Source organism: Levilactobacillus yiduensis (assembly GCF_024718525.1).
Classification (GTDB): domain Bacteria; phylum Bacillota; class Bacilli; order Lactobacillales; family Lactobacillaceae; genus Levilactobacillus; species Levilactobacillus yiduensis.
This window is the reverse complement of sequence record NZ_JAMXAZ010000001.1, coordinates 97,762-123,639: the sequence shown is the minus strand read 5'-3', so window position 1 is coordinate 123,639 and position 25,878 is coordinate 97,762. Positions and strand designations below refer to the sequence as shown.

The following is a 25,878-nucleotide window of genomic DNA, read 5'->3' as shown; positions in this document are numbered from 1 at the left end:
AAATGCAAATATTATTGCGCTATGCGCATGGAGGTTTCATTCTTATGGAACAAGGTACTGTTAAATGGTTCAACGCTGATAAAGGTTACGGCTTCATCACTTTGGAAAACGGCTCAGACGTTTTCGTTCACTTCTCTGCTATCAACAGTGAAGGCTTCAAGACTCTTGAAGAAGGCCAACACGTATCCCTTGATGTAGAACAAGGCGACCGTGGCCCACAAGCTGCTAACGTTACGGTAGTTGACTAATTTACATTAGCCTAAATCGTGCTTAGTAAAAACCACTGACTTCGGTTAGTGGTTTTTTTGCGCTCATTTTTAGTGATCAGCAGTGCTAACTAGTTGGCTTATCGAGTGACAAACGAATTAGTTGTTATCCGAACTATTTCAGGTTATGATAAAAGCAAATAATGAAGGTGGTGCTTTCAATGAGTGCAGAAAAAGTATTTGATCAAACAGAATTAGCAAAGTTTAATGGGCAAGACGGGCAGCCCGCCTACGTGGCAGTAGCCGGCGTCGTTTATGATGTCACGGGCGTTGACGCTTGGGCTGGCGGCAAGCATCACGGCAACTTGGCCGGTCAAGAACTGACCAGTGTGATTGATGGCAAGTCACCCCACGGCCGCAAGGTGTTAAAGAACTTGCCAGTCGTTGGTCAGTATCAAGACTAAGGTGTGGCTAGGCAGATTTCAAATGAGTGACAGTTGTCCTACTGACTGAATACTTCCTCGGTGAGGTCATCTTAAGAACTTAGTAAACACGCACATCAGGGCTTGATATAAACTCTTAACTTGTAAAGTAAAGGGGTCTTCCCAAGAAATCGTATGATTTCTTGGGAAGACCCCTTTAAGCTTATGTGAGCATAGAGATTAGTACTCGCAGGATGCTTCCTTGGTAAAGCTGTCTTAAGGGAGGCAGGAAGAAAAATCTCTAATAGGTGCGTCAGATATTGTTAAAGTTAGGGTGAATTTGTTGTGGTTTAACACCATATATGATATATTTTCATTGGAGATTGGTACCATGATTGTTAATTAATTCAATTTTACGTAGGGAAGTTAAACCGATGGAGAAACCGAGGTTTGAATTTGCAAAGCGGGCTAATGGGAGCTCTGAGTTTGAAGATTTTCTAGACTCACTGACTGCTGAAGAAGCAGATAAACTTTTGATGGTTATTCGAGCAATTGAAGAGCATGGATTGCAGGTCGCAAGAAAGCTAAAATGGGTTAGCAAAATTGAAAATAATTTGTACGAGATTAGAACGGAACAGAATAAGCATTGGCTAAGAGGACTATATTTTAAAGCTGAGGGCAGTCGTTATATTATTACACACGGATTTAAGAAAAAAACGAATAAGACACCTGAAAAGGAAAAGAAGCATGCACGTGAAGTACGTAAACGTTGGCAATCGTAAGATATTGCTGATGATTAGAAAGAATATTTAAGCTACTAAACAAGAGCGAATGATCAGTCAATAACATTTAAAGTATTTTTAGAGAAGGATCCTTATTATGAAAACAGGTTATGTTGATTCAATTATTGAGCAAAGAATGAAGGATGAAAAGACTAAAGCAAATATGCTAAATAAGAAGGCAAAACTAGACTTAGCGGTTAGCTTAATGAAGGCGAGAGAGAACGCCCAGTTAACACAAAAGCAGTTAGCAGACTTGGTTGGTACAAGTCAAAATGCAATCAGTCGGGTGGAAAACGGAAACGGCAATCCTTCATTGAAGACGTTAACACGAATTGCAGATGCATTAGATCAGCCGCTAGATATTCGATTTGGAAACTAGTTAACCTGAACAAACAATTGCTGTCGGTTGATACTCTGCCACAAAAAGGAAGACAATAAAAGGCCACCACAATTTGTGATGACCTTTTATTGTCTTCCTCGCCTAGGAATCTTGTCCACTTTTTGTCCACTTCATTTTGGGCTTATATGCCTTTATATCGTTCTGCAAAAACCAAGAATGCTGATTTCACGCTGTTTTGAAGTTATACGGAAGCATGTAGAACCCCATCTTATGTCGCAAGAGAGATTCGAACCCTCGACCTACGGTTTAGAAGACCGTTGCTCTATCCAGCTGAGCTATTGCGACAAAATCCCATAACTTCTTAATTATAGAGAAGCAAACGGGTCGTGTCAATCACTGTTCTGTCCGGTTATTTGACAGGGGGCGGTGGTTCCAGTAAAGTTAGGCTAAACTAGTGAAGGAGGGTTTCTAGTGGGTGTTGTCCATATCGTTGCCGAAGTCATCGTGTTCTTTGCAGCTATTTTATTAATTTATTATTTTTTCCAAATCACACAGGCGCTTGGCGACCGCAAGAAAAATATCCGTTACTTAATCATTTTCGCTGTCGTGTTGTTCATTGCCTATCCCGTTTCCAATCTATCCGGGAAGAAGACCGTGAACCCGTCAACGCAGATTTCTGATCAGGTGCGTAAGGTCCAGAAGAAGCATCAGCAGAAAAAAGAATCCGAGAAAAAAGAGTCACAGCAAAAATCATCAAGCGACTCAGCTAAGCAATCAAGCAATAAGTAAATTAGCGACTGGCGGCCGTGGCGATTAAGGTATGGTCTTCATTAACCAATTGCCGTCACGAAATTATCAAGAAAGTCTAATTTTTAGGGTCGACCGCTTGCAATCTTTCTGTAACATTAGGATAATATATTTGTAACCTAATGTTGACGGGGGGAATTCTTATGCATGCAGTAGCGATCATTTTACTGATTTTGGTAGTTGCCGGAGTGGGTCAATTGTACCTGAATAACCGGGCGGCTTTTCGGAAGAAGAGTAAGCATTTGGCCACTCGCAGTAAATTCCACGACGATACCAATCGCCGGTTAAGTTAAGAATTAGGGTCGTCCAGTCTTGTGGCTGGGCGTTTTTCTTTGGACAAGAAAAAGCAGGCGCTGGAGACAAAATTGCCCAAGCACCTGCTGTGAATCACATATTTTAATACAGTTGAATGTCGCCACCATCGACCATCAGTGTTTGCCCGGTCATGTAGGCGCTGGCGCTGCTGGCCAAGAACAAGGCCACGGCGCCGATGTCGTGTTCGGGGTCGCCCAAGCGGTGGAGCGGAATGCTGTTGACCAGATGATCGTATTGTTCTGGCGCGGCTTGATGCCACTGCTTTACGCCGGCCGTTTCAGCGATGGGGGAGATGATGTTCAACCGAATCCCATCGGCAGCCCATTCATGTGCGACCACCCGCGTCAAGCCACGGATGGCTTCCTTAGCAGCGGCGTAGGCAGCTTGGGTTTGCTGACCACGAATGCCGGCGCCGGAGGCAAAATTAATGACGCAACCCTTGGTGGCCTTCAGTTGGTCGTGAGCCAACGACATCAGGTGGCGCGTCGGATTAAAACTGGTGTTGAAGGACAACGCAAAGTCGTCGTCCGTCAGACTAGTAAAGGGTTTCTGCCGGGAGGCGTGGGCATTGTTGATCAACACATCGAGCTTGCCAAATTTGGCGACGGCCGTGTCGATAATCTGGCGGTCATTTTCTACCGAAGAAATATCCAGATTTAACGTTTCGATTGTACCAAATTGTGCAAGCTCCTTAGCGGCCGCTTGCAGGTGTTCGTCGCTAACATCGACGATCAAAACCTGTGCCCCTGCCTTGACGAAGGCCGTGGCCATGCCTAAACCAATCCCGCCGGCGCCACCGGTAATGATCACACTTTTTCCTTCGACGTCCCATTTTACTGTCATAGGTAGTCCCTCCTGATATAAGTTAATCGTTTTATCAGCGAGCAATTATACACGTTATTTTTCTTTTTGTAAGCGATTTCACAAAAAGGTCACAAACTAACTGGGCATTCAGATCCGTTGGCTGGCCGTTTTGTGATAGAGTAGTTTTAGAGAAGAAGTCAAAGGAGATGAGGTCATGACGACCCTTGTATTGGTTTCCCATCCGCACTTGGCCGACTCGACCAGCCAGCAATTTTTAAAGGCGAGTCTGCCGGAGAACACGGATATCGTGTGGGAACACATTGAAAGTCAAACGCACTTGGACGTTGCCAAGGAACAGGCACAGCTACGGCAAGCGGACCGGATCATTTTACAATTTCCATTATATTGGTACGCGGCCCCCGCTGGCCTAAAAGCCTGGGAGGACACGGTGTTGACGCGGACCTTTGTCTACGGCGACCACCGTTACCCCTTAGCCGACAAGGAACTGGGGATCGTGGTCACCACTGGAATGCCAGCCAAGGCGTTTCAACGCGGCGGGGCCGAGGGGCTCACGTTAGACGCCGCTTTGGCGCCCTTAGCCGCAGTGGCCCACCGCGCGAAAATGACTTGGTTACCGACGTTTGCGATTCACCAGTTTGCCTACCTGGAGGAGCCGGAAAAACTCCAGCTAGTTGTTGATTATCAGCGTTACCTGACGCAAGGCCAACCGGACAGCTTACAAGCACGCCAAACCTGGTTTGCCCAAAAGCTCCCCGGGATGATCGACCAATTGCCGCCGGAACAACAGGCGACGGGCCGGCTGATTGAAGCCGAGTTTGCTCAACAACAGGACGACATCGAGGCGTTGGCGGATACCTTGTCTTTGATTAAGGAGCGAGACGATGACTGAGCAATCGCAATGGTTACAACTGCAGATCGACAAGTTAGCGGAGCAGCAGTCGAAGTTCACCGACCGGGCTTTCTGGTTGGCGCTCAAGAAAATGGTTCGTGAACAGGACCGGCGCAATGACCAGCTGAGCGGCGAAGTCGATGGCCGCACCTGGCGCCCAGACAAGTGGTAATGCTCTCCGCGGTTGTTTGTGGCCATCACATTGGCCGCACTGGCCGCCTTACCGTTCGCTAGATATGAGTCGGAACGCGGTGGGCGCCGGGCCAAGCCAAAGAGCGGTCTTGACCCTCAACTTGGAGCCGACAACCCGCGTCTCCAAGTTGCCAGTTTTCTAACCAGCAAGCTGCTAAGAAAACTCCCACGGCTGAACTCATATCTAGCGAACTCTCGGCTACGGTGGTGTCAGTCAAATAAATTGGTTGAATTTTCCCAATATGTGGCAACAGGTGGCCGTCATTGGTGTTTAGACCAATGGCGTCTTAACGCACAAGCTGTCAACGTCGTAAAAAAAGAGGCCCTCAAATGGCCTCTAGTTAACGGTTTAGTTGTAAGAACGGTCCTGAGCCGCCCAGTGGTTGATGGGGCCAAACTTGTGGCCGACTTCAATGGGGTGGCCAATGGCCGTGTTGACAAATTGCTTGGCGATTTCAATCGCTTGTTTCATGGGCGTGCCCTTGGCCAATTCGGCGGTGATGCAGGCGGACAGGGAGTCGCCGGTGCCGTTGACCCGATCAGTCTGGTGATAAGGTTCGCTGAGCCAGAAGCCCTCACCGGATGCCAATAAAATGTAGTCACGGACGGTCGGCTGATGTTCATCGGCGTGACTGCCCTTGGCGACCACGTTTTTGGCACCCATGGCTTGCATCTTCTTGGCGGCCATGATCATGTCATCGTCGTTGTGAATGGTCATTTCAGCGATCTTTTGGACTTCATAAAAGTTCGGTGTTAGGACCGTTGCCAACGGAATCAATTTGGTCCGCAGGGTGTTAAAGGCACTTTCCTCTAACAGCTGATTGCCGTGCTTGGTCATGATGACCGGGTCGACCACCAGTGGGCCGAAATCAGCGGCTTGGTAATTCTTGACGACGTCTTCAATTAGTTCGGAATCGGCGAGCATCCCCGTCTTAGCCGCGCGAATGTGGTAGTCGTCCGCCAGGTCAGCAAACTCTTGGTCGATGAAGTCGGTTGGCATGGGCACGCTGGCGTGGATGCCATACGAGTTACCGGCCACGCAAGCAGTCATGACGGACGCACCGTAGACGCCGCGGGCAAAGAAGGTGTGCAGGTCGGCCTGCATCCCGGCGCTACCATCGCTGTCGGAACCTGCAATCGTTAAGGCTTGTGGATATGAATTTATCATTATTTGATCGGACCTCCGTGACTTAAACTTGAGTTGCATTCAGCATACCATGGAACCCATGAAAATTTCCATTGAAAGGCCACGGATAGTTTAACAAAAGTGAAAAGGGAGTGGGGAACATGACCACTGGGGGCAGAAATGTTTTACTCTGGAGCGTTGGGGGCGCTGCGGCGAGTTGGATTGCTATTGCTGGGGCTTTTGACCAGCTTTATTTACTAATTCCCAATGAACCGCTGACTTTAGCGCTCGGATTGACGCTAACTGTGATAAGCTTATATGGGTTGGTGCGCTCGGCACGACGGGGACCACAGTGGGGCCTGGTACCGGCGACGGTGGCGATTATTGCTGTCATCGCGGGCATCGTCACGGACGGGTCTTTGCTAGCGCTCGGCTTGACCATCCCAGGATTTTACTGAAATGCGACTAGGAGGATTAGCGTGCATGTTAATTAAACAAGGGCATATCGAAAATGCAAAGCAGCCACAGGATATTCGGATTGAAGATGGGCAGTTTACCGCCATCGCCGATCATTTAACACCAAAGGATAATGAACAGGTGATCGATGCGACGGACAAATTGATCTTACCACCATTCGTTGACCCCCACGTCCATTTGGACAGTACGATGACGGCTGGGGACCCCGAATGGAACCAGTCCGGGACCTTATTTGACGGGATTCGCATCTGGTCGGAACGGAAAAAGACGTTGAGTATTGAAGACGTCAAAACGCGTTCTCGGCAAGCTTTGGAACGCCAAGCCGCAAACGGGATTCAGTTCGTGCGGTCACACGTTGACGTGACGGATCCAAGTTTGACGGCGCTCAAAGCCTTGATTGAAGTGCGTGACGAGGTCAAAGACTTCATTGAACTGCAGCTGGTCGCCTTCCCGCAAGAAGGCATCCTGTCGTTCCCGCACGGTAAGGAATTGATGGAACAGGCTGCCAAGTTAGGCGTTGACGTCATTGGGGCCATTCCGCATTTCGAATTCACCCGCGAATACAGCGTGGAATCCCTACATTTCGCCGTTGAACTGGCTCAAAAGTACGGCAAACTGGTCGACGCCCACTGTGACGAAATCGATGACCCAGCTTCCCGCGGCTTGGAAACATTGGCGACATTAGCCTTGGAGACCGGCTTGGGTGACCAAGTGACGGCCAGTCACACCACGGCAATGGGCTCTTACAACAACGCCTATGCTTATAAACTTATGCGGCTCCTACAGATGTCACACATCAACATGATTTCCAACCCCCTGATCAACACCCACTTGGGCGGCCGGTTCGACACCTACCCGAAGCGGCGTGGCTTGACGCGGGTCAAGGAGTTAAACGCCGCCGGGGTCAACGTGGCCTTCGGGGAAGACGACATCAAGGATCCTTGGTACCCAATGGGGGATGGCAACATGCTAGATTCCCTACACATGGGCATTCACGTGACGCAAATGATGGGCTACGACGACATCATGAACTCTTACCAATTCGTCACGACTCACGGCGCCAAGGCCATGCACGTGACCGACCACTACGGCATTGAAGTCGGCAAGCCAGCTAACCTGGTCGTCATGAACAATGACAACTTCTACAACGCCTTGAACCAGCGTTCCGAAGTGCTGTACTCGATCCACCACGGTAAGGTCATCGTGAAGACCGACCCGAAGCAGGTTCACCTGGATCTCTAAAATTAACGCATCTCAAATCTCAGCAGACTGGCGCATCATGGCCAGCCTGCTTTTTTAGATTGTATAAAACCGTTGCCTGCGGCTGCCAGGGGTTGTGGAAACCGTTGCCTGCGGCTGCCAGGGGTTGTGGAAACTGGCCGCCTACCGTTCGCCAAATATGAGACTGGAACGCTGTGGGCGGACGGCCGAGCCACAGGGCGGTCTCGACTCTCGCTTTGAGCCGAAGACCACGTCTCAAAGACGCCGTTCCCTAACCAGCGAAAAGCGCTGCTAAGGGAACCCCACGGCTGAGCTCATATTTGGCGAACTCTCGGCTACGATTGTGCTTACCCTGACAATCATGTCAACGCTAGTTTCTCGAAGGAGTCGTTAGACTGGCCGACGGTTACGCTGTGTTGCTGACTGAGGGCCACTATCATGCCGGAGGAGGCCAGGGGTGGAGCCAGCTGTGTCGACGGTGTTGGCTGGGGTTTTGTCTCAGCCTACAGCGTGGGGCGACTTGAGAGACTCGCGATTCTGGCGAGGCTTTCAAGCGAACCGGAAGCCCGCTTCTCAGGCTGGAGGCGTCCCCCATAGCAGGTGGAACCCCTGGCAGCCGCAGGCAACGGGCATGCACAAACGGCAGGCGGCCAGTTGTTGCTATCCCTGGCAGCCGCAGGCAACGGGCATGCACAAACGGTAGGCGGCCAGTTTCCACAATCCCTGGCAGGTACCATTTGTCCAAACAAAAAACGCCGGTCACTGTGGGAGTGGCGGCGTTGGCATTACTTCTTAGTGTGCTTAACTTTTTTAACGGCCGAGACGTGCGCTGGCTTGGCAGCGGCGACGGGCTTTTTCTTCTCGTGGTGTTGGGCGCGCAATTGGGCCTTCAACACCTCGATTTCGTCAGTGTGCTTGGTCTTCCATTCCTGATAGGAACTGGTGGAGTCCGTGTCAGTGGGCTTCAGGCCAGTGTTCAACCAGAAGCAGGCTTCAGAGAGGCTGGGGAAGTTGTGAATCCACAGCGTCTGGCCATTGTCGGAATCAAACGCCACGTAGGAACGGAAATGTTTCTTCAAAAACGTGTGGCGCCGAATCTTAAAGGCTTCACGCTTACGGGTCAGCCGGTAGTCTGGTAAGATGAATTGACCGGAGGCGGCTAGCTCTGGAAAACGTTCGTCGCGTTGGTCACGCTGGTCCTTCAGCATGGCACGGGCTTGGTCGACGGTTATAATGGTCGCACGGATCGGATTCTTCATGAAAAACGAAAACCCCCTCAAAAATTTAAAAAATGCAGGAAAAAACAGTGTTCTCCGGTCATTATTTCACACCCTCTAGATTAGCATAATCTAAAAGTTATGGAAACAATTTAACCTTAGAAATTCTGGATTTTCCGGATTATTAATTTTTTCGCAAAAAATTGCGCGAGAACCTACTGGCATTGGTGTCGTATTCATAAATTTGGTAATAGCAGATTTTAAAAAATCGACGAAAAAGTATGGTAAACTAGGGCGAGTTTAAGAAATTAGACGACTGGGCACTGGTCGCGCGAAACCGTCGTGATTGCGGGTGATACCGCAGTCGGCTCCCAGTTGGCTGGGCGACAATCACGTGACTGTCCGACCGGACGATGCCAGAATCACCAAGACCAATTCGCCGACTATGATAACTAACACCCAATTGATTATCCAAAACAAATTTTGAAAGCAGGAACGAAGATGGCACAAAAATACTATGCGGTCCGTAAAGGCAAACAGCCGGGGATCTACCGGACCTGGCCAGAAACGCAAAAGCAAGTCAACGGCTATTCCGGCGCGCAATACAAGAGCTTTACGACTGAAGCGGCTGCCCAGGCCTTCATGCAAGAGTCACCGAGCAAGCCGGCACATGCCAGATTCGCACACACCAAGTCGGCGTCAACGGCCACCACAGCCGCTCAGACAACGATTACGGTCTATACCGATGGTGGTTCCCGTAACACGGGCAACGTCGCTGGCGGCCACGTCCGCGTCGCTGACAAGGCCGCTTGGGCCTACCGAATTGAATTACCCGATAGTGTGGAAACGGGGTCGGCCGGTGAATTTGGCGCGACTAATAACCGCATGGAAATCATGGCCTTTCGCAATGCCCTGCAACACCTGGTCGACTTGGGACAGACGCGCGAAAGCATCTTGTTCGTGTTGGATTCCCAGTACGTTTTGAACGCCGTCACCAAGGGCTGGCTGGCCGGGTGGAAACGCCGCGGTTGGAAGCGTAGTGCAGGACCACTAGTCAACGCCGAGCTCTGGCAAGATGTGGATCGGCTGTTGCCGCAATTTACCGACCTTCACTATCGTTGGACCAAGGGCCACGCCACTAATCAGGGGAACGTCTTCGTCGATCATTTGCTCAATCAAACGATGGACCAGATGACCAAATCTGGTGCGAAGCCGGCGTCACGGTCGCGCACCACACTTGCTGCACCGAAAGCCCGGCCTACCAAGGCCGCAGCGGCTAAACCGGACTCTGAAATGACGCACCAATCAGCCGAACAATCCGTGGCTGACATCGCGCGTAGTTTACGGGACCTACCGTTTACAGATGATTAAGGGTATAATGACAACTAGAGAGATTGTAGACGTTATCTAATTGGGGGAACCAGCACCCAAGGATTTAGGGGCTAGCCTAGGTCCAGCAAATATTAAGGATTGAATGGGGTACCGACGATGCAAGCAAAGTTAATTCCGTATTTGGAGTTTGAAAATGCCAAAGAGGCAATTGATTATTATCAGAGTGTCTTTGGCGCAACGAATGCTTACCGTGTCAGTCCAACCGTGGATGAAGCCGAGCGTTTTGGCCTGGATCCCGCGGTTGACCTGGAAAAGATGACGATGCGCGGTGGCTTTCAAGTCATGGGGTTGGATATTCAATGTGCGGATGCCTTGATGGGGCAACCGACGTCTTCCACCTTGATTTCACTGATGTTGGCAGTCGATGAGGATGACAGTGCCAGCGTCAAGGCGTTGGACGCGTTGTACCAGCGCCTGGTCAAGTCCGACGTCAAGGTGATCAGTCCCTTTGCCAAACAATCATTGGGCGGCAAAATGGGGCAGATTGTGGATGCTTATGGCATCACTTGGATTCTCAGCGAACAAGCCTGGCCCGCTCAGCCTAGCGAAGCAACTACCGAAGCTTAGACAGTTGGCGACACTGACCGCCTACCGTCCGCCAAATATGGGTCGGAACGCTGTGGGCGGACGGGTCGAGCCAAAAGGCGGTCTCGACGCCTCGCCTTTGAGCCGAAATTCACGTCTCAAAGACGCCAGTTTCCTAAGCGGCATGAATCGTGCCGCTAAAGAAACTCCCACGGCTGAACCCATATTTAGCGGACTCTCGGCTACACTGGTCGCAATGGGTCAGCACTGGTTTTTAGCTACTAGTGGCAGTTGGCTGGCCGAATAAAGCATCTGTTAATTTTGAACAATCAGCAAAGCGTCGCGGTGCCCCGAATAACTTCTCGGTTACCGCGGCGTTTTTGAGTAACAGCGGTTCTCAGATCCTTTGGAACGCTGATACCAAGCGATTGGTGAAGGCGCCTCAGAGCGTCCAGATTTTTGCCAAATCACTGTCTTGCTGGCAACATGCCAGAATCTGCTTTGGCCAGTCTAGCGTCTCCCGGCTAACTGACCTTTTGTCGCCGCCTCACCATCAGTGGTATCATGAAACCAAGAGGAGTGATTGATAAATCATGGCAACAGAACGAGAAAAAATGACAGCCGGGCAACCCTACAATCAATTCGACAAGGAACTGATCGACCGGCGTGTACTGGCCCGCAAGACCTTACAGGCGGCTAATCAGCTACCGGACAATCAGGCGCGGAACACGGCCTACAAACAATTATTGGCGGACACCGGTGATGATTTCTTCGTCGAGGCCAGCTTCACGTTTGACTACGGCTGGAACATTCATATCGGCGACCATTTCTATGGCAACTACGATATGACCTTCCTGGATACCTGTCCCATCACGATTGGCAGTCACTGCTACTTCGGCCCCAACATTGGGCTGTACACGCCAGTTCACCCGTTGAACGCCATGGCGCGGGTCAACGATGTGGAAATGGGCGCGCCCATTACGATTGGTGATAACGCTTGGCTAGGTGGCCGGGTCACGATTCTGCCGGGCGTCACGCTGGGCAACAACGTGGTTGTCGGTGCGGGTTCCGTTGTCACCAAGTCTTTTGGCGACAACGTGGTCATTGCCGGCAACCCAGCGCGGGTCATCAAGGAAATTGATAACAGCGAGACTGGCGACGCAGCGGCTCGGGCCAAGTGGCCGGATAAATTGGATAAATAGCCGTAATTTTGGCCGCCAATCTAAATTCTAATCAAATTCTTAGATTACTAACATGACGTGGCTTGTAACCGGTTTATTTTCGACAGAAAAAACTTATCGTCTAGCAAGATTTTACTAATTTAAATGACCGCGTATAATAGATTTTGGATATCGCTTTAAAAAGATTTTCGAAAGCAATTTGTATTTAACGGTAGCGCGCTGTACAGGTAGCTCGGATAACGACCCTGGACACGCGCTTTTTTCGTACAATCTAATTGAAGTACCATCCGCTGGGAGCTTGGCTCGCAGGAAACAAATGAGGAGGATTATTTATTTTAGCGCGTAAAAATATTGATAAGTTAGTATTCGTACCAACCATCGTTTTATTTATACTCGCGTCATTGCTATTTATTTTAGGCGGTGGCCAGTTACAGGCCACGCTCAGTTCATTATTGAACTGGATTGATACTCGCATGTCATGGGCCTATTTGATGGTGTACGTCGTCAACTTTTTATTTTTTATGTATCTGGCATTCGGTAAGTTTGGTAAGGTAAAGTTAGGTGACCCCGAGGACAAACCCCACTACAGCAACTTTCAGTGGGGGAGCATGGTCTTTGCAACGGCCATCGATGCCAGCATTTTGATGCTGTCCATCGTGGATCCATTGCGTTATCTGCAACACCCCGCGTTTGGCTTCAAGCCATTTTCTAGCAACGCATACGGGGCGGCCCACATGTTGGGACAGTTCAACTGGGGGCCCATGGCCTGGATGATGTTTGCGCCCGCGACGATTGCGATTGCTTACGTGCTCTACGTGAAGCACGCCAAGGTCCAACGTGTCAGTGCCGCCATCACCAGCCTGCAAGGCGATAGTAAGGGCAAGGTGATTGCCCGCCACGTCGTTGACTTCCTGGTCGTCTTTGGCATCATGGGCGGAATTGGCTCATCTGTTGGGATGGAAATTCCGATTATTTCTAAAGTGCTGAGCCGGCTTACGGGTGTGCAAGATAACTTGATGCTAAAAATCGAGCTCTTCATTGTCCTATTTATTTTATTTGCGGTCACGGTTTTCCACGGGTTAAACGGGGGAATCAACCGCCTGAGTTCCGCCCACATTTGGACGGCGCTGGGATTGTTAGCCATTATTTTAATTATTGGACCAACGATTTATATTTTAAATTCTGAAACGAATAGTTTAGGGTTGATGGCCCAGAAATTCATTTCGATGTCGACCAACACCTTGCCTAATGGTGGGGACAGTACCGCGCAGCAGGAAACTATTTTCTACTGGGGCTGGTGGTTGTCCTACATGCCGGTCATGGGATTGTTTATCGCCCGTATCTCTAAGGGGCGGACGATTCGTCAGGTCTTAGTCGGGATGTTAACGTATGGGGCATTAGGTTGCATGAGCTTTTACGCTATCTTCGGGGGTTACTCCCTGTGGCTCCAACGGACTGGCGCAGTCAACTTGGTCCACATCTTAAATACCCAAGGACAAGCTGCCGTAGTTGCCACGGTGATTGCGACGCTGCCATTTAAGATGATCATTCTGGCCTTGTACTGTATCTCTTGCTTTATCTTCTTGGCCACGACGATTTCGTCGTCCGCCTTCATCGTGTCGTCCTTTACAAGTCTGCACTTGGATGACGGCCAAGAACCAAGTCGCTGGAACCGGATGATCTGGGTGGTCGTCTTCATCATCTTCTCCTTTGGAATCGTGATGGTCGGCGGCTTCAAGACCGTGCAAACCGTCTCGACGATTGCCGGTTTCCCATTGATGTTTGTCTGCATCTTATTGTTGCATTCCATCTGGCACATGCTGGCGGCCAAACCCAAGCCAGCACCGGTGGTCGTACCGCAACCCGTTGTGGTGCGCCGCATTACCGTCGAATTACCACGGGCTGTCCGTGGACCAATGATCTTGTCACCGGACCACGCAAACTAATTAACTGAAATTGACTGAGGCTGGGACCGCGTGTCCTGGCCTTTTTTACTAGATTAGTTGTTAAATTGAGTCTAGCAATGGTTTCTGAAGAATCTCTGCTGGAGAATCTTGGCAGAAAAAAGGTAAGAAAGAGCTATTTGAATAAGCTAAACAGCGATTGTCCTGACCACATACATCAAAAACCAAAAGATTAACCCCCAGTTCCGCCGCCAAATATGATACAATGAGGGCCGAATCATCCATTGGAGGGAATTAAATTAATTATGGCAGATGAAAGTAATGATCCGCTGTTTTTCCGACGTATTTTGATTACGATCGATGAGGATGACCGGCCATCGACCACTCGGGCATTCCGGTTTGCGATGACCCAGGCGAAGGATTACGGCGCGCACCTGGGAATCGCTTCCGTCTTGGAAAGCAATGACATCAGTATTTATGAATCACTGATGCCGGATAAGCTCAATGAAAAGCGCGACCATTTGCGCCAGGTCGTTCAGGACTACGCGAAGCGTGCGGAGGCCTTTGGCGTCGAACAAGTGCGGCCCATCATCGCTGAGGGCGGGGACGTGGACGACGTGATCTTGCAAAAGATCGTGCCTGACTTCCAGCCCGACTTGATCGTATGTGGCGCCGACGTTGACTTTGCCAGCCACGGTAAGCCCGGTGCTATTGGCTTGCGGTTGACTAAGAAGGCTGATGTTTCGGTGATCGTGATTCGCTAGAATAGTCAAAGATGAGATTGGTGCCTACAAGGACCAATCTTTTTTTACCAACAAAATGTCGCAAAAAAGGCGCCTGGGCAGTTGGGCCCCAGACGTCAGTCGATGTCATACGTCACAGTGGACGTGGTATAATTAAAGCATTCTAGTCAGTCATTAGAGGGGGAAATGCGCATGCCCACGTCTAAAATTCAAGGATTTCTATTCGACCTGCACGGGGTCATTGCCGATTCCTGGCAGTATCATTTGGCCTCCTGGCAAGCCATTGCTGCGGAGCTACACATTCCATGGACCGCAGCCTTAGCGGAGGTGTTGCCGGGGATGAGCCGGTTGGGGTCGTTACAAACGATTCTGGCCTCGGCCAATCGTCAGGGCGAGTTCACTGCAACACAAATGCAAGCCATCACCGACCACGAAAACGACCTATACCGCCAATACGTCGCGGCCATGACCCCGGCCAATCGCTTGCCCGGCGTCACCGCCTTTTTAGACGAGTTGGTGGCTGCGGGTTATCCCATGGCCTTAGCGTCGGCCTCGACCAATGCGCCAGCGGAGATTGCGCGTCTCCAACTAACCGATTATTTTACCCACATCGTGGCCGCCGGCAGCCTGAAAGCCAGTAAACCGGCCCCCGACGTATATCTGGCGGCCGCCAAGCTTTTACACTTGGCGCCGACCCATTGCGTAGCGTTGGAGGACACCGTGACCGGCGTACAATCCGCCAAGACAGCGGGGTGCCTGACTGTGGCCATCAACGTTGATCCGCTACCCGGTGCCGATGCGCAGTTATCCAGCACGCGCGAGCTCAGTCTGCCAGCCGTGTTGCGGGCACTCGGTCAGCCAGACGCTTAAGGACCAGTTCCTTTAAGATGACGGCTTGGTTGTGGGTCTCATCCTTGGCGCCATAGAGGAAAATAACGTCTTGCGTTGCCAGTTGCGTTGCGACCAGGTCTAAGAAGTCCGGTAGGGCCGCATTGGCTGCGAGTTCCGCTAAGTATTTTTCCTTGAAGGCGGGGAACTTTTCCGGCTCGTGATTGAACCATTTCCGTAGTTCAGTCGATGGGCCCATTTCTTTTTCCCAGGACGCCAATTGGGCGTTGACCTTAGAAATACCGCGGGGCCACAAGCGGTCGACCAACACACGATAACCGTCTAGATCTGCGGGTTTTGTATAAATTCGTTCAAGTTTAATTGCCATATTGACCATCTCCATGGGTCAATTCTACCATAGTGAAAGGGAAGCGAGAAAAACCATGACTACCGCGTTAGCTGAATTCTTTACCGGCCGCCCCACGGCCCAGATTGCCCAGGACTTGTTGGGCCACGAATTGATCTACCAGACCCCAGCGGGCACCATGAGCGGATGGATTGTTGAGGCCGAGGCCTATCTAGGGGAGCAGGATACCGCGGCTCACGCCTTCAACGGTCGCTACACGGCGGCCAATGCGGCCCTGTATGATGCGCCCGGGACGATTTACATTTACATCCTACGCGGGTACTACATGTTGGACGTGGCGACCCAAGCGGCGGGCACCCCACAAGGAATCCTGATTCGGGGAATCGAACCCCATCAGGGCCTGGACCTCATGCAACAGCACCGGGCCAAGCCTGTGCCGGATATCACCAATGGCCCGGGTAAATTAACGGCGGCGTTGGGCCTGCAATCGAAGGACCTGAACCGTACGATGCTGGGCGCACAGAACCTGACGATCACAGAACAAGTCACGCGTCAGCCCAAGGAAATTGCGGCCACATCGCGGGTCGGCGTCAGTGCCGGTAGCTGGCAGGAACGCCCACTACGCTACATTGTGGCTGGTAATCCGTTTGTCTCCGGCAGTCGCAAGCGCGATTGGGACCGGGAACAGCATGGCTGGCGGGAGTAGGCGATGTACGATTTGTGGTCAGATCCTAAATTTAACGATTATGATTATTCTGAAATACTTAACGAGGAGTTTCAGGACCTGGGGTACAATCCGCGTGAAGTACCACCAGTGGGAAAGGAAAAGAATGATGGGTGATGTTCATCAAGGGCCTAAAAGCAGACGTCAAGCGAACAGTTCATTTCGTTCGTGTTGCGTCTGTTTTGGGGATAATATTGCCAAGCCAGCAGAAAGACAGAAACCAGCTAGGCTTGCGCATCATTTACTGCTATAATAGGCCCATAATATTTTAAGGGATGGCACAAATTCATGAACATTGATATCTTTATTGAAACGCGAAAACGACTTCATCTGTCCCAAGACCAATTGGCGCAAGGCATCTGTACCCAAGCGACACTGAGTAAATTCGAACGAAACGGCAAGGTGCCGTCACTCAAGATTCTCCTGCAGCTGTGCGACCGTCTCGAATTGACGTTAAATGACCTCTTCCCGCTGAATCATGATGAGGATTCGGTGCGTTCTCAAGCGCTGGAACAAGCGGAATTTCAGCTGTTGGTGGGCGAATACGACCAGGCCCAGGCCAGTCTCGATAAGCTGGGCGACCCCGCCAACGGCACGCTCAACTTTCAAATGCGCTATTACTTCATCCGCGGCTACATCACGGCGTTGAACGGCGGCGCGATTGCCGATGCGCTTTACGACTTTTCACAGATTCTGAACCGCTTCGATGAGGGCCACCACTCCATGTATTCGCTGTTAGCCTACACGGGGATGGGCGTGGCGTACAACCAGGATGGCGACCACATCCGGGCGGAATTTTACTTCAACAAGGTGGCTGGTGAAATCCACAACCTGACGTTCAAGAACAGCCACAGCATTTGGCGGTCACTGAACATTATTTACTACACCGGTCAGTTCTACGGGCAAACGGGGGATCTGCAGGCCAGCGACAAGCTGTTGAATTACGGCGTAGACGTGTGTGCCCGTTACCACGTGACGTATTACCTGGCAAAGATTCTCTACCAGCGGGCTCGCAATGCGCAGCAACAGGCTGGTGACCCGGCAAAGATCAAGCAGGACCTGCAAGATGCCGCGGCCTTTGCCCGGTTGAACAGCAATGAAAAATTATTAAAGCAGATTGCGGCATTTCCGCAAGACTAAAAACTCAGTTCTGGCAGGTTGCCGGTACTGAGTTTTTTCAGGTATTGGGGGATTTCTAAAGAAAAGGTTAAGAAGCGGATTGAAGGGGTCACAAAATTGATTCTATTTCGTTAGTAATAGTATAGGACCTAAGCGCGGCACCAGTCTGTGATTTTTGCGACGCCAGAGGATTGCGGCCATTCTGTGGCCCGACGCCCACCGGATGCCGACCCATATTTGACGACCGGTAGGCGGTTTAGTAAGGCTTAACCCCAAAGTGTACCGCTGCGGCGCCCAGATTGAACTGTTGGTAGTGAACCTGGGTCAGGCCCGCTGCCGTGAACATGTCCGCCAATTCGGTCACGGACACGAAGCGGTGGGTGGATTGTTGGAGGTAGTTATAGGCCTGATAATGGTGCGCAAACCGGCCCATCAGGGGAACCACGTGGCCAAAGTAGACTTGCCACCCGGCATGAATCACGGGGTTCGTCGGCTGCGACGTCTCCAGACACACGACCTGGCCGCCGGGCTTGACTACCCGGGCCATTTCTCGTAAGACCTGGTTAGCGTCAGGCACATTGCGCAGGCCAAAGCCAATCGTGACGACGTTGAAGTGGTTGTCCGGATAGGGCAGGTGCATGGCGTCTCCTTGGCGCAAGGTGATGCGGTTGGCCAGATTGGCGTCGCGGACTTTACGGTCGGCCTCGCGCAACATGACGCTGCTGAAGTCCAGACCGACCACGTGGCCACTGGGGCCGACCGCATTGGCTAGGGCCAAGGTCCAGTCGCCGGTCCCGCAGCACAGGTCCAAGGCAAAGTCGCCGGCATGAAGCGTCATGGCACGCATGACCTGCTGGCGCCACAAACGGTGCGTCCCCAAGCTGATCACGCTATTCATCTGGTCATATTGTGGTGCGATGCGGTTAAAAATGTCTTGCACCGTGTCTTCCGGTGTGTGATTGGTTAAAGTCATGGTGATGCCCCCTAAATAAGTTTAAGTTGCTGATGAGTAAGATTGGATAAACCAGCTGCCTGCGTCAACTAGGGATTCCGCCTGCTATGGGGGACACCTCCAGCCTGGGAAGCGGGCTTCCGGTTCACTTTGAAGCCTTGACAAACCCGCAAGTCGCCAAAGTGCCCCGCGCTGTAAGCTGAGAAAAGGCCTCAGCCAACACCGTCGACACAGCTGGCGCCACCCCTAGTTGCCCCCGGCGAGTTGGGCCTATCAGCAACACTACAGTGACAGAAATTAGGTGCTATCAAGGGCTAAACTAATCGTTACTGATTATCAGCCTTGTAGCCGAGAGTTCGCCAAATATGGGTTCAGCCGTGGGAGTTGCCTTAGCGGCATGGTTCAGGCCGCTTAGACAACTGGCGTCTTTGAGACGTGAACGTCGGCTCAAAGGCGAGGTGTCGAGACCGCACTTTGGCTCGACCCGTCCGCCCATCGCGTTCCAACCCATATTTGGCGAATGGTAGGCGGTCAGCTCTCACTGTGAGTCGCATGATGACAATAATTCTAACCAATTTCTGCCTTGCAATCTTTAGTGTAAAACAAAAGCGTCAGGAAATGAACCAAATCCTGACGCCAATGGTTAAGTTTTACAGCAGGTACTTCTTGTCGATTTCGTCGCCTTGAGACGTTAAGATCTTCGGACCGTCATCCGTGATGACCAGCGTGTGTTCGTATTGTGCGGACAGTGAGCCATCGGCGGTGACGTAGTATTCCCAGGACTTGTCGGCCGTTTCCCGTGAGGCAATCTCCCAAGTGCCCAAGTTAATCATGGGTTCAATGGTGATGGTCATGCCGGCGCGTAACCGCAGGCCCTTGCCAGCTTCCCCGTAGTTCGGCACGTTCGGTTGTTCATGCATGGTTGGTTGGATACCGTGGCCAATCAGTTCACGGACATCGCCCATGTGTTCTTGGCCTTCCGTGTAGGCTTGGATGGCGTGGCCAATATCACCGATACGGTTACCGACAACGGCTTGGTCGATGCCCAGGTAAAGGGACTTCTTGGTAACGTCCATCAGGTGTTGGGCTTCAGGACTGATCTTACCAACCGCGTAGGTCCAGCAAGAGTCACTTTCAAAGCCATCCAGGTTGACCGTCATGTCAACGGCCACAATGTCGCCTTCCTTTAACAACAGTTCTTTGCGGGGGATGGCATGGGCGACTTCATCGTTCACGCTAACGCAGGTGGCATATTTGTAGCCTTCGAAGCCCTTTTCGGAAGGGGTGGCGCCATGTTCTTCAATGTATTTGTTAGCGAAACGTTCGATTTCCCAGCTGGAGATACCAGGTTTGATGATGTCCCGTAAGCCCTTGTGGACACCAGCTAAAACGGCACCGGACTCCGCCATTTTTTTAATTTCACGGTCTGATTTAATTGTAATCAATGTGTGACCTCCTAAAAATTTTTAACTACTTCTAATGTACACCTATTTTCCCCATTCGGCGAATGACTGGGCCAAAACTTTTGGTCACAGGAAGGCGACCAATCAAAAAAGCCCAACGCCCCTGGCGCTCGGCTCGGACAGGTTAGGCCTTTAGACTGGTAATCTTGCCAGCGTTGACTTGGTCTAAGATGCGTTTGGCTTCCGTAATTCGGGCATCGCATAAGAAATTCATGGCGTTGTCCTTTTCCTGCTTGGCCCGGTCCATTTGTTCCGTGAGAAAATCAATTTCATCGGTTAAATATGCTACTAAGTCCATGGTTTTGCCCTCAATTCTTTCCGTAGTTCGCAACGAATCGTTACGGTGATTAACCCCATTGTAACAAAGATTAGCCAATAAGTAACTTCGTTAAACAGCTAGCGTTCATTTGGTTTACAGCAACGTGGAAAAGGACTAGGATAGAAACTAGTTGATAATGTTTCTAAAGTGGGAATGAGGAGTGAGTTACATGGCAGAACAGCCAATCGATTTACAGGGGCGGCCCTACAGCCACCTGGCCTTTATTTGGACGTTGCTAGCGGGGACGTTCACCATGTCCATCAGTCAATCATCGCTATCGACCGCGTACCCAACGTTAATGAAGTACTTTAACGTTCCGGCGTCGACGGTGCAGTGGCTGACCACCGGCTTCATGCTGGTGATGGTGGTCATGATGCCAGTCAGCCCCTGGTTGTTAAATAACATCCGCTTTCCAGTCTTGTTCGTGAGTGTCTTGGCATTGTTCGATGTGGGGACGTTCATCATTTACTTGGCCACCAGCTTTCCGTTGATGATGCTGGGGCGGGTGATGGAGGCCATGGCGGTCGGCATCATGTTTCCGTCCTATCAAACGGTCATGTTGCGGATCACGCCGGAGGCACAGCGGGGCGGTGTCATGGGCTTCGCGGGCCTGGTCATGGGGTCGGCGTTAGCGGTCGGTCCCATCATCTCCGGAATCGTCTTGCGTTATACCACTTGGCAAGGGCTGTTCGTAGTCTTCATGGTCATCATCACCGTGGTCTTCGTGATCGCGTTAAAGACCATCAAAGATGTGATGCCACAACACAAGGCTCACTTGGATTACTGGTCCGTGCTCAGTAGCGTCGGTTTCATTGGCATTCTTTACGTCGTCAACCAAATTGGCAAGACAGCTGTGAACTGGGGGGCCATGGGTGGCCTGCTGGTGGTCAGCTTGTTGGCAGTCGCTTACTTCGTTTACCGGCAGTTCCACGTGGCGACACCATTATTGGATCTGCGGGTCTTAAAGACATTTAACTTCGACTTGGCCGTCCTGTTGACGGGGGCGTCATACATTGCTTTGATCGTCGTCACCATCATCTTCCCACTGTACTATCAGGAAGTCTTGGGCATTTCGCCGTTTGCCTCCGGGATGGCACTGGTTCCCGGCGCGGTCGTTTTGAGCCTGTTAAATCCGTTGACTGGGAAATTGGCTGATAAGATTGGCTTCAAGGCCACCATGTTAACAGGGATGACCATGATCGTACTGGGCTGGCTGTGGCTGACTTTGGTCCACAGTCAACAGTCATTGGTCGCGATGATTCTCACGGCCGCCCTGATTGAAGGGGGCAACGCCTTCGTCATGATGCCGGCGGTCACGTTAGGTGCCAATTCATTGCCCGACCAATTAATCTCTCACGGGACGGCGGTCATCACGACCGTCCGGCAAATCTTGGGGTCGACCGGGGTCGCCGTTGCCACCTTGATTCTCGCGATGGTCACGGCCAATCACCTCAAGGTCGCGGGCCACGCCGCCGCTGACTTAGCCGGCTACCATGCTGTCTTTGCCACCTTCCTGGTCGTTGCCGTGGTGGGCTGGCTCTTCGCGGCCATGTTGCGCGATGGGCGAAAGCAAAAAGCGTAACGCTTGGTAAAATAGATACGTCAATAGAAAGGAACGAACCCCACGCGGGATCCGCTCCTTTTTGGTTACCCTAATCCACGCGCTCGAAGACCTCACAGAAACAAGGAATCTGCTCGTTAAATGTCCGGCCCATTTTCTGATAAGCGGCGGTGAAAAAGTCACGATGGGCTTGGCGCCAGCTGGTTAAGGTCCGGTCGTCTTCACCTTCGTGGTAGGCGTGTTCTTGGGTGACCTGATCAAAGGGAACGACCTCGGTCACCTTCGTTTGCGTGATGCACACCGGCTGATCATGACCATCTAAGATGACGTTGTATTCACCAACGAAGGGCAGCGGTTCGTCGACTTCATACAGGTCGAGCGCCGAAGTGGTGGCCGTCTTGCGACCAATCTTGACCAGGTGAGCTAATTCATCGACGTCATCACTACCAAACGCATAGGTGTCGTGATGATTAGTGGTGACTTCGGGATGTGTGGCTTTAAATTGTTGCCAGAAAGTTTCTGCGTCCATGGGGCGGCCTCCTCGTATGTATTGAGAATACTGTACGCCACTGGGAAGGGTAAGTCCAATATTATATTTGTTATAGCATAATTATAACTATATTAATAATATACGCACTAGACTAAATGTGGCTTTAGCGGTATGCTTAATCCATTGTTAGTCATTGATGGCAATTGGAGAAGGGGAGAGACACATGCGACCACTGATCAAGAGTCTGTTACTGAGCAGTACCTTCGTGGGGCTGGGATTCGGCGGCATTGTTACAGCATCTGCTAGTAACTATTCCGCCAGACGCGCCAACTCGGTCCGGCTAGTGTGGCGGCACCATATGGGACGTCACGCTTACCATACGGTGAAAGGCGCGCGGTATTCAAAACACCTTGGCGTCAAGTATAGTACCAATGATGATCTACCAGATGTGACCTGGTACACAGAAGCCCACGAGAAGCTGTATAACAAGAAGAAGCACACAGCCGCCATTTACTACCATGTGAAAAGTGGAGATGGGCAGCATGGTGGTTGGATCTGGCGGGGATATTTGACAGCGGGGATGGCTAGTCAGCAAAGTAGCACGAACGAGTCGGAAACAACAGAAACCTATCCGAAGGTAACGCTCTTTAGCGCCAAGAGCACCGCAGAATATCAAAACGCAATTGAAACGCAGGATTATTATGCGCTAGCTAAGCATGTGTGGGCGTTGTTTCCCGGAACTAAGTTAAATCTTTGGTTGTCACAGATGACAGCATACGGTAGCATGATGGATTCAACTAAACCAGAAGATTTCAAGGGCTTTGAAAAAGAAGGATTGACTGATACAAAGGGAATTGTAAGTTGGCATGTTGGGAATTTGTGGAGCGAGTTTGAATCAACAGAGACGCTGCCAATGTCGTCAAGAATTAAATGGATTACAGAGCGAATGAACACTGCAGGTTTAACTCAGAAAAAGAGAAGGGGGTTTGAGGGATGGTATATTGGCCTGAACTTTGTAGACGATGAAAAAGATCACAGTAATATTAACTATGATTCGTTTAGGGATCCAGATGAACATCCCATGACGTATGAAGTGATTTTAGTACCACCAACTAATTTTAGTTAGACGAATTGCTTAAGAAAACGCCTCAGAAAATCAAGGAGAGATTTTCCGGGGCGTTCTACATACTGGATAATTTAGTCGCAGTAAAGATATTGAATAGATTGAGTCTCGCTAAAATGCATAGGCTTGTTTTTTCTTCTTTCCTCGACCGTACCGGATTCGATGCAGTTTGCGTTCAGAAGTGTTAATGACTAAGGTATCCCATGCTTGCTCATCCTTGGTGTGTAACAGAGTGTTGGATTTTCCGTCTCCTCGGTCACTAAGAGCACAGTCAGAAACAATCCAGTGAATACCAAATTGATTGGAGTAATCGTCATGGTGCGTGTGACCACCCATGACTGCAATTAGGTTATTCGTACGATTGTTGTAGTCAATTAAAATATTACGAATATTTTCACTCTCTAATGTACCAGGGGCAGGAGTTCCGTCGAGAGGAGCTTCGGCAAAGTCATTCTTTTTAGAGAACTTCAAGCCTTTGAACATGATGTGGGTCACAACTAAAGCAAACTCGTCATTGGGGATGGCATTTAAGGTACTCCGTAACCAGTTCTGTTGTTGCACACTGAAGTGCATCCAACCATGACGGAACTGTCGGCGAAGTTTTACCGGAGTAGTGTAGTAATCACTCTGATCGAAGCCATCCAGTAGGATAACGTTGACCTTACTATTTGGAATCTTGTATTTACCATAGGCTGCCCGGTTAGCAGTATTGCCACGCGTATCAAGTAAATGCGCAAAAGACCCAAGGCGATAGGGATAGACTTCAGTATTGGTGATAATGTTTCGCGGATAATACCCATCCTTATCACGGGCATATCCAGAATTATCATCATGGTTTCCTTGCGCTACCAGGAGTGGACGTTGTCCTAATCGAAGCGCATCCATGCCACGCTTGACGTCTTCAATCTCGTACTTCTTTTCAGTAACACCATCGTTTAAATCGCCGCCGTGGACCATGAGATCCATCCCAAAGTGTTTGGCGTAGTAACTAAATGTCTTCATTTGACGAAGGACTCGTGCCGTGGCGGGAGTATTGTAGCTACTAAAGTGGGTATCCGTAATGAACCCTACCGTGACAGCGTCAGGTGCCGAGACAGATTGGACAACATCATGCACGCGGGCCAGTTCTTGAGATTCATAGCTGGTGGGTTGTAGTTCTTGACGTGGGCTACTGTGTTGTAGCATATTTTGCCGATCATCACGATTAGCATCTTCGCCAGTGTAAGGCCAGATATTTGACCAAGGCTGATGCTCGTTGGTGTCTTCCGTGTAGCTGAACTTGGAGTGGTGATGTTTCATCCCATCCTTTGGGCCAAATAGTTCGTGAATAGGGGTCGATAACTTACCAATTGGCAAGTATTGACCATTAACAATGCACCAGATACGACCATCGGAGTGAAGCTTGCCAGTGTAGGTTACGGTACTGCCCTTAGCATAGTGCGTTAATTTGGTAGCTGACATGTAAGGTTGGTTTCGCGACCAAGCCCCGTTGTCTACCAGTGTTGCTTTCCCATGAGCTGGCATGTAGTTGTTGGCAATGTCGAAGTCCGTCGTTTGACTCTGAAAGGTAGGGTAACCAGTATCCTGACCACCTTGTGGACGATTGCCTTCTGAGATAGTATTTCCGGAATTGACATCTCCAGAATCACCGTCACTGCCGCCAGTACTGATTGAGCCAGAACTATCTTGCGTAAGAACTGGATCACCAGGATTATGATCGGTCCCATAGTATCGGAACGGTTCGATTGTTGCATAAGGGACGTAATAGGTAGCGCCGCTAGTGTGAATGTACCGGAACCAGTAATGACCATCAGCTTTGATCTTGGCGTTGTAATAGACGGTTTGGCTAGACAAGAAACGATCGACTTTGTTGGCAGTTGTCATGTTAGTACGGTCACGACCACGTGCTGGCTCATCAAAAGTGAATGAGCCTTTCATCACCAGAAGGGTGCCATCGGGTGTCTGATCGGCGACATCTGCGCCGGCTTGGTCAGTCAAGGTTCCCAGTAAGTGTCCGGGATGATCAGTTGCGTTACCATCAGAGGTATTAGAGTTAGCTGGTCTAATTGGATTGCCAGGATTAGAATCACTGCCGAAGTAAGTTTCCTTATCGGTATTGGCATAAGGCACATAATGGCGTTGACCAGAATTACTCATGTAGGATAGCCAGAAGTGATTGCCGTTTTTGACCTTACTATCGTAATTGACAGATTCACCGATTTGATAAGTGACAATCCCAGGGTCACTCATATCAGGAGTGTTGCGGACCCGACACTTGGTATTAAAGGTAAAGCGGCCGGACGTGTAGACTTTGTACATGTCGGGAGTGTTACTAACATCAATAGACATAATTATTAACCTTCTTTTC

Annotated in this window: 31 protein-coding genes and 1 tRNA gene; 21 read left to right on the top strand and 11 right to left on the bottom strand. The window is 50.5% G+C overall.

Annotated features, from left to right (window positions below; translation table 11 throughout):
* Positions 1–44: 44 nt before the first annotated feature.
* From NGM66_RS00620 to NGM66_RS00605, 4 genes are all read left to right on the top strand, one after another.
* Positions 45–248 (top strand): cold-shock protein, encoded by a 204-nt coding sequence (locus tag NGM66_RS00620; RefSeq protein ID WP_024746588.1) that lies wholly within the window; start codon positions 45–47, stop codon positions 246–248.
* Between the two features lie 179 nt (positions 249–427).
* Complete coding sequence (locus NGM66_RS00615) at positions 428–670, top strand: cytochrome b5 domain-containing protein (protein WP_208908733.1); 243 nt, start codon at positions 428–430, stop codon at positions 668–670.
* Positions 671–1,062: 392 nt separating this feature from the next.
* Positions 1,063–1,410: a type II toxin-antitoxin system RelE/ParE family toxin gene (locus NGM66_RS00610; protein WP_208908735.1), complete on the top strand. Its 348-nt coding sequence runs from the start codon at positions 1,063–1,065 to the stop codon at positions 1,408–1,410.
* A gap of 97 nt (positions 1,411–1,507) precedes the next feature.
* The gene (locus tag NGM66_RS00605; RefSeq protein WP_208908737.1) at positions 1,508–1,789 is read left to right on the top strand and encodes a helix-turn-helix domain-containing protein; all 282 of its coding nucleotides are present in this window, start codon (positions 1,508–1,510) and stop codon (positions 1,787–1,789) included.
* Positions 1,790–2,021: 232 nt separating this feature from the next.
* Here the strand turns inward: NGM66_RS00605 and NGM66_RS00600 are convergent.
* Positions 2,022–2,095, bottom strand: a tRNA-Arg gene (locus NGM66_RS00600).
* 126 nt (positions 2,096–2,221) lie between these two features.
* On the opposite strand from NGM66_RS00600, the gene NGM66_RS00595 reads away from it, so the two are divergent.
* Both NGM66_RS00595 and NGM66_RS00590 read left to right on the top strand, forming a co-directional pair.
* Entirely contained in the window at positions 2,222–2,539 is a 318-nt protein-coding gene (locus NGM66_RS00595; RefSeq protein WP_208908739.1) for a hypothetical protein, read from the top strand.
* A 161-nt stretch (positions 2,540–2,700) separates the two neighbouring features.
* Positions 2,701–2,850, top strand: coding sequence for a hypothetical protein (locus NGM66_RS00590; protein ID WP_208908748.1), 150 nt, complete (start codon positions 2,701–2,703; stop codon positions 2,848–2,850).
* Positions 2,851–2,953: 103 nt separating this feature from the next.
* On the opposite strand, the gene NGM66_RS00585 is transcribed toward NGM66_RS00590, so the two are convergent.
* Positions 2,954–3,715, bottom strand: coding sequence for an SDR family NAD(P)-dependent oxidoreductase (locus NGM66_RS00585; protein WP_208908750.1), 762 nt, complete (start codon positions 3,713–3,715; stop codon positions 2,954–2,956).
* Between the two features lie 175 nt (positions 3,716–3,890).
* Between NGM66_RS00585 and NGM66_RS00580 the strand changes: the two genes are divergently transcribed.
* Together NGM66_RS00580 and NGM66_RS00575 are read left to right on the top strand one after the other, a co-directional pair.
* Positions 3,891–4,586 carry an NAD(P)H-dependent oxidoreductase gene (locus NGM66_RS00580; protein ID WP_208908757.1) on the top strand — a complete coding sequence of 232 codons (696 nt, stop codon included), beginning with the start codon at positions 3,891–3,893 and terminating at the stop codon, positions 4,584–4,586.
* The gene (locus tag NGM66_RS00575) at positions 4,579–4,758 is read left to right on the top strand and encodes a hypothetical protein (protein WP_208908759.1); all 180 of its coding nucleotides are present in this window, start codon (positions 4,579–4,581) and stop codon (positions 4,756–4,758) included. Before NGM66_RS00580 ends, NGM66_RS00575 begins: the two co-directional genes overlap by 8 nt.
* A gap of 369 nt (positions 4,759–5,127) precedes the next feature.
* Here the strand turns inward: NGM66_RS00575 and thiD are convergent, their stop codons facing one another.
* Positions 5,128–5,946, bottom strand: a complete 819-nt coding sequence (thiD, locus tag NGM66_RS00570; RefSeq protein WP_208908761.1) for a bifunctional hydroxymethylpyrimidine kinase/phosphomethylpyrimidine kinase — start codon at positions 5,944–5,946, stop codon at positions 5,128–5,130.
* Positions 5,947–6,065: 119 nt separating this feature from the next.
* Here thiD and NGM66_RS00565 point away from each other — a divergent pair, with 119 nt between their 5' ends.
* The 3 genes from NGM66_RS00565 (at position 6,066) to NGM66_RS14360 (ending at position 8,305) form a co-directional block, all read left to right on the top strand.
* Positions 6,066–6,362, top strand: coding sequence for a hypothetical protein (locus NGM66_RS00565; RefSeq protein ID WP_208908763.1), 297 nt, complete (start codon positions 6,066–6,068; stop codon positions 6,360–6,362).
* Positions 6,363–6,387: 25 nt separating this feature from the next.
* A complete protein-coding gene (gene codA, locus NGM66_RS00560) occupies positions 6,388–7,623 on the top strand; it encodes a cytosine deaminase (protein ID WP_208908765.1) in 1,236 nt (411 codons plus the stop codon).
* 436 nt (positions 7,624–8,059) lie between these two features.
* A complete protein-coding gene (locus tag NGM66_RS14360; protein WP_208908767.1) occupies positions 8,060–8,305 on the top strand; it encodes a DUF1720 domain-containing protein in 246 nt (81 codons plus the stop codon).
* Between the two features lie 82 nt (positions 8,306–8,387).
* Here the strand turns inward: NGM66_RS14360 and NGM66_RS00555 are convergent, their stop codons facing one another.
* Positions 8,388–8,861, bottom strand: a complete 474-nt coding sequence (locus NGM66_RS00555; RefSeq protein ID WP_208908769.1) for a hypothetical protein — start codon at positions 8,859–8,861, stop codon at positions 8,388–8,390.
* Between the two features lie 247 nt (positions 8,862–9,108).
* A complete protein-coding gene (locus tag NGM66_RS00550; protein ID WP_258115320.1) occupies positions 9,109–9,294 on the bottom strand; it encodes a hypothetical protein in 186 nt (61 codons plus the stop codon).
* A gap of 26 nt (positions 9,295–9,320) precedes the next feature.
* On the opposite strand from NGM66_RS00550, the gene NGM66_RS00545 reads away from it, so the two are divergent.
* From NGM66_RS00545 to NGM66_RS00520, 6 genes are all read left to right on the top strand, one after another.
* Positions 9,321–10,190: a ribonuclease H family protein gene (locus NGM66_RS00545; RefSeq protein WP_208908771.1), complete on the top strand. Its 870-nt coding sequence runs from the start codon at positions 9,321–9,323 to the stop codon at positions 10,188–10,190.
* A gap of 117 nt (positions 10,191–10,307) precedes the next feature.
* On the top strand, positions 10,308–10,778 hold the full coding sequence (locus NGM66_RS00540) for a VOC family protein (RefSeq protein WP_208908773.1): 471 nt from the start codon (positions 10,308–10,310) through the stop codon (positions 10,776–10,778).
* A gap of 548 nt (positions 10,779–11,326) precedes the next feature.
* Positions 11,327–11,938: a sugar O-acetyltransferase gene (locus NGM66_RS00535; RefSeq protein WP_208910992.1), complete on the top strand. Its 612-nt coding sequence runs from the start codon at positions 11,327–11,329 to the stop codon at positions 11,936–11,938.
* 311 nt (positions 11,939–12,249) lie between these two features.
* A complete protein-coding gene (locus NGM66_RS00530) occupies positions 12,250–13,863 on the top strand; it encodes a BCCT family transporter (protein ID WP_373418439.1) in 1,614 nt (537 codons plus the stop codon).
* Between the two features lie 263 nt (positions 13,864–14,126).
* The gene (locus NGM66_RS00525; protein WP_208908775.1) at positions 14,127–14,585 is read left to right on the top strand and encodes a universal stress protein; all 459 of its coding nucleotides are present in this window, start codon (positions 14,127–14,129) and stop codon (positions 14,583–14,585) included.
* Between the two features lie 171 nt (positions 14,586–14,756).
* Positions 14,757–15,434: an HAD-IA family hydrolase gene (locus NGM66_RS00520; RefSeq protein ID WP_245155314.1), complete on the top strand. Its 678-nt coding sequence runs from the start codon at positions 14,757–14,759 to the stop codon at positions 15,432–15,434.
* Here the strand turns inward: NGM66_RS00520 and NGM66_RS00515 are convergent.
* A complete protein-coding gene (locus NGM66_RS00515) occupies positions 15,388–15,780 on the bottom strand; it encodes a DUF488 domain-containing protein (protein ID WP_208908779.1) in 393 nt (130 codons plus the stop codon). The two genes, NGM66_RS00520 and NGM66_RS00515, sit on opposite strands and share 47 nt — an antisense overlap.
* 55 nt (positions 15,781–15,835) lie before the next feature.
* Between NGM66_RS00515 and NGM66_RS00510 the strand changes: the two genes are divergently transcribed.
* Together NGM66_RS00510 and NGM66_RS00505 are read left to right on the top strand one after the other, a co-directional pair.
* On the top strand, positions 15,836–16,465 hold the full coding sequence (locus NGM66_RS00510; RefSeq protein ID WP_208908781.1) for a DNA-3-methyladenine glycosylase: 630 nt from the start codon (positions 15,836–15,838) through the stop codon (positions 16,463–16,465).
* A gap of 306 nt (positions 16,466–16,771) precedes the next feature.
* Complete coding sequence (locus tag NGM66_RS00505; RefSeq protein WP_258115319.1) at positions 16,772–17,623, top strand: helix-turn-helix domain-containing protein; 852 nt, start codon at positions 16,772–16,774, stop codon at positions 17,621–17,623.
* Positions 17,624–17,858: 235 nt separating this feature from the next.
* Here NGM66_RS00505 and NGM66_RS00500 read toward each other — a convergent pair whose 3' ends face one another.
* The 3 genes from NGM66_RS00500 to NGM66_RS00490 all read right to left on the bottom strand — a co-directional run bounded on the left by NGM66_RS00500 (position 17,859) and on the right by NGM66_RS00490 (position 20,315).
* Entirely contained in the window at positions 17,859–18,575 is a 717-nt protein-coding gene (locus NGM66_RS00500) for a demethylmenaquinone methyltransferase (protein ID WP_208908801.1), read from the bottom strand.
* Positions 18,576–19,204: 629 nt separating this feature from the next.
* Positions 19,205–19,999 (bottom strand): type I methionyl aminopeptidase, encoded by a 795-nt coding sequence (gene map / locus NGM66_RS00495; protein ID WP_125575000.1) that lies wholly within the window; start codon positions 19,997–19,999, stop codon positions 19,205–19,207.
* Positions 20,000–20,141: 142 nt separating this feature from the next.
* Positions 20,142–20,315 (bottom strand): hypothetical protein, encoded by a 174-nt coding sequence (locus NGM66_RS00490; RefSeq protein WP_208908804.1) that lies wholly within the window; start codon positions 20,313–20,315, stop codon positions 20,142–20,144.
* A 190-nt stretch (positions 20,316–20,505) separates the two neighbouring features.
* Between NGM66_RS00490 and NGM66_RS00485 the strand changes: the two genes are divergently transcribed.
* Positions 20,506–21,918 carry an MFS transporter gene (locus tag NGM66_RS00485; protein ID WP_209280000.1) on the top strand — a complete coding sequence of 471 codons (1,413 nt, stop codon included), beginning with the start codon at positions 20,506–20,508 and terminating at the stop codon, positions 21,916–21,918.
* A 70-nt stretch (positions 21,919–21,988) separates the two neighbouring features.
* On the opposite strand, the gene NGM66_RS00480 is transcribed toward NGM66_RS00485, so the two are convergent.
* Positions 21,989–22,426 (bottom strand): ASCH domain-containing protein, encoded by a 438-nt coding sequence (locus tag NGM66_RS00480; RefSeq protein WP_208908806.1) that lies wholly within the window; start codon positions 22,424–22,426, stop codon positions 21,989–21,991.
* A gap of 157 nt (positions 22,427–22,583) precedes the next feature.
* Here NGM66_RS00480 and NGM66_RS00475 point away from each other — a divergent pair, with 157 nt between their 5' ends.
* Positions 22,584–23,513, top strand: a complete 930-nt coding sequence (locus NGM66_RS00475; protein WP_258115318.1) for a hypothetical protein — start codon at positions 22,584–22,586, stop codon at positions 23,511–23,513.
* Positions 23,514–23,621: 108 nt separating this feature from the next.
* Here NGM66_RS00475 and NGM66_RS00470 read toward each other — a convergent pair whose 3' ends face one another.
* Positions 23,622–25,859: an SH3 domain-containing protein gene (locus NGM66_RS00470; protein ID WP_258115317.1), complete on the bottom strand. Its 2,238-nt coding sequence runs from the start codon at positions 25,857–25,859 to the stop codon at positions 23,622–23,624.
* Between the last annotated feature and the right edge of the window lie 19 nt (positions 25,860–25,878).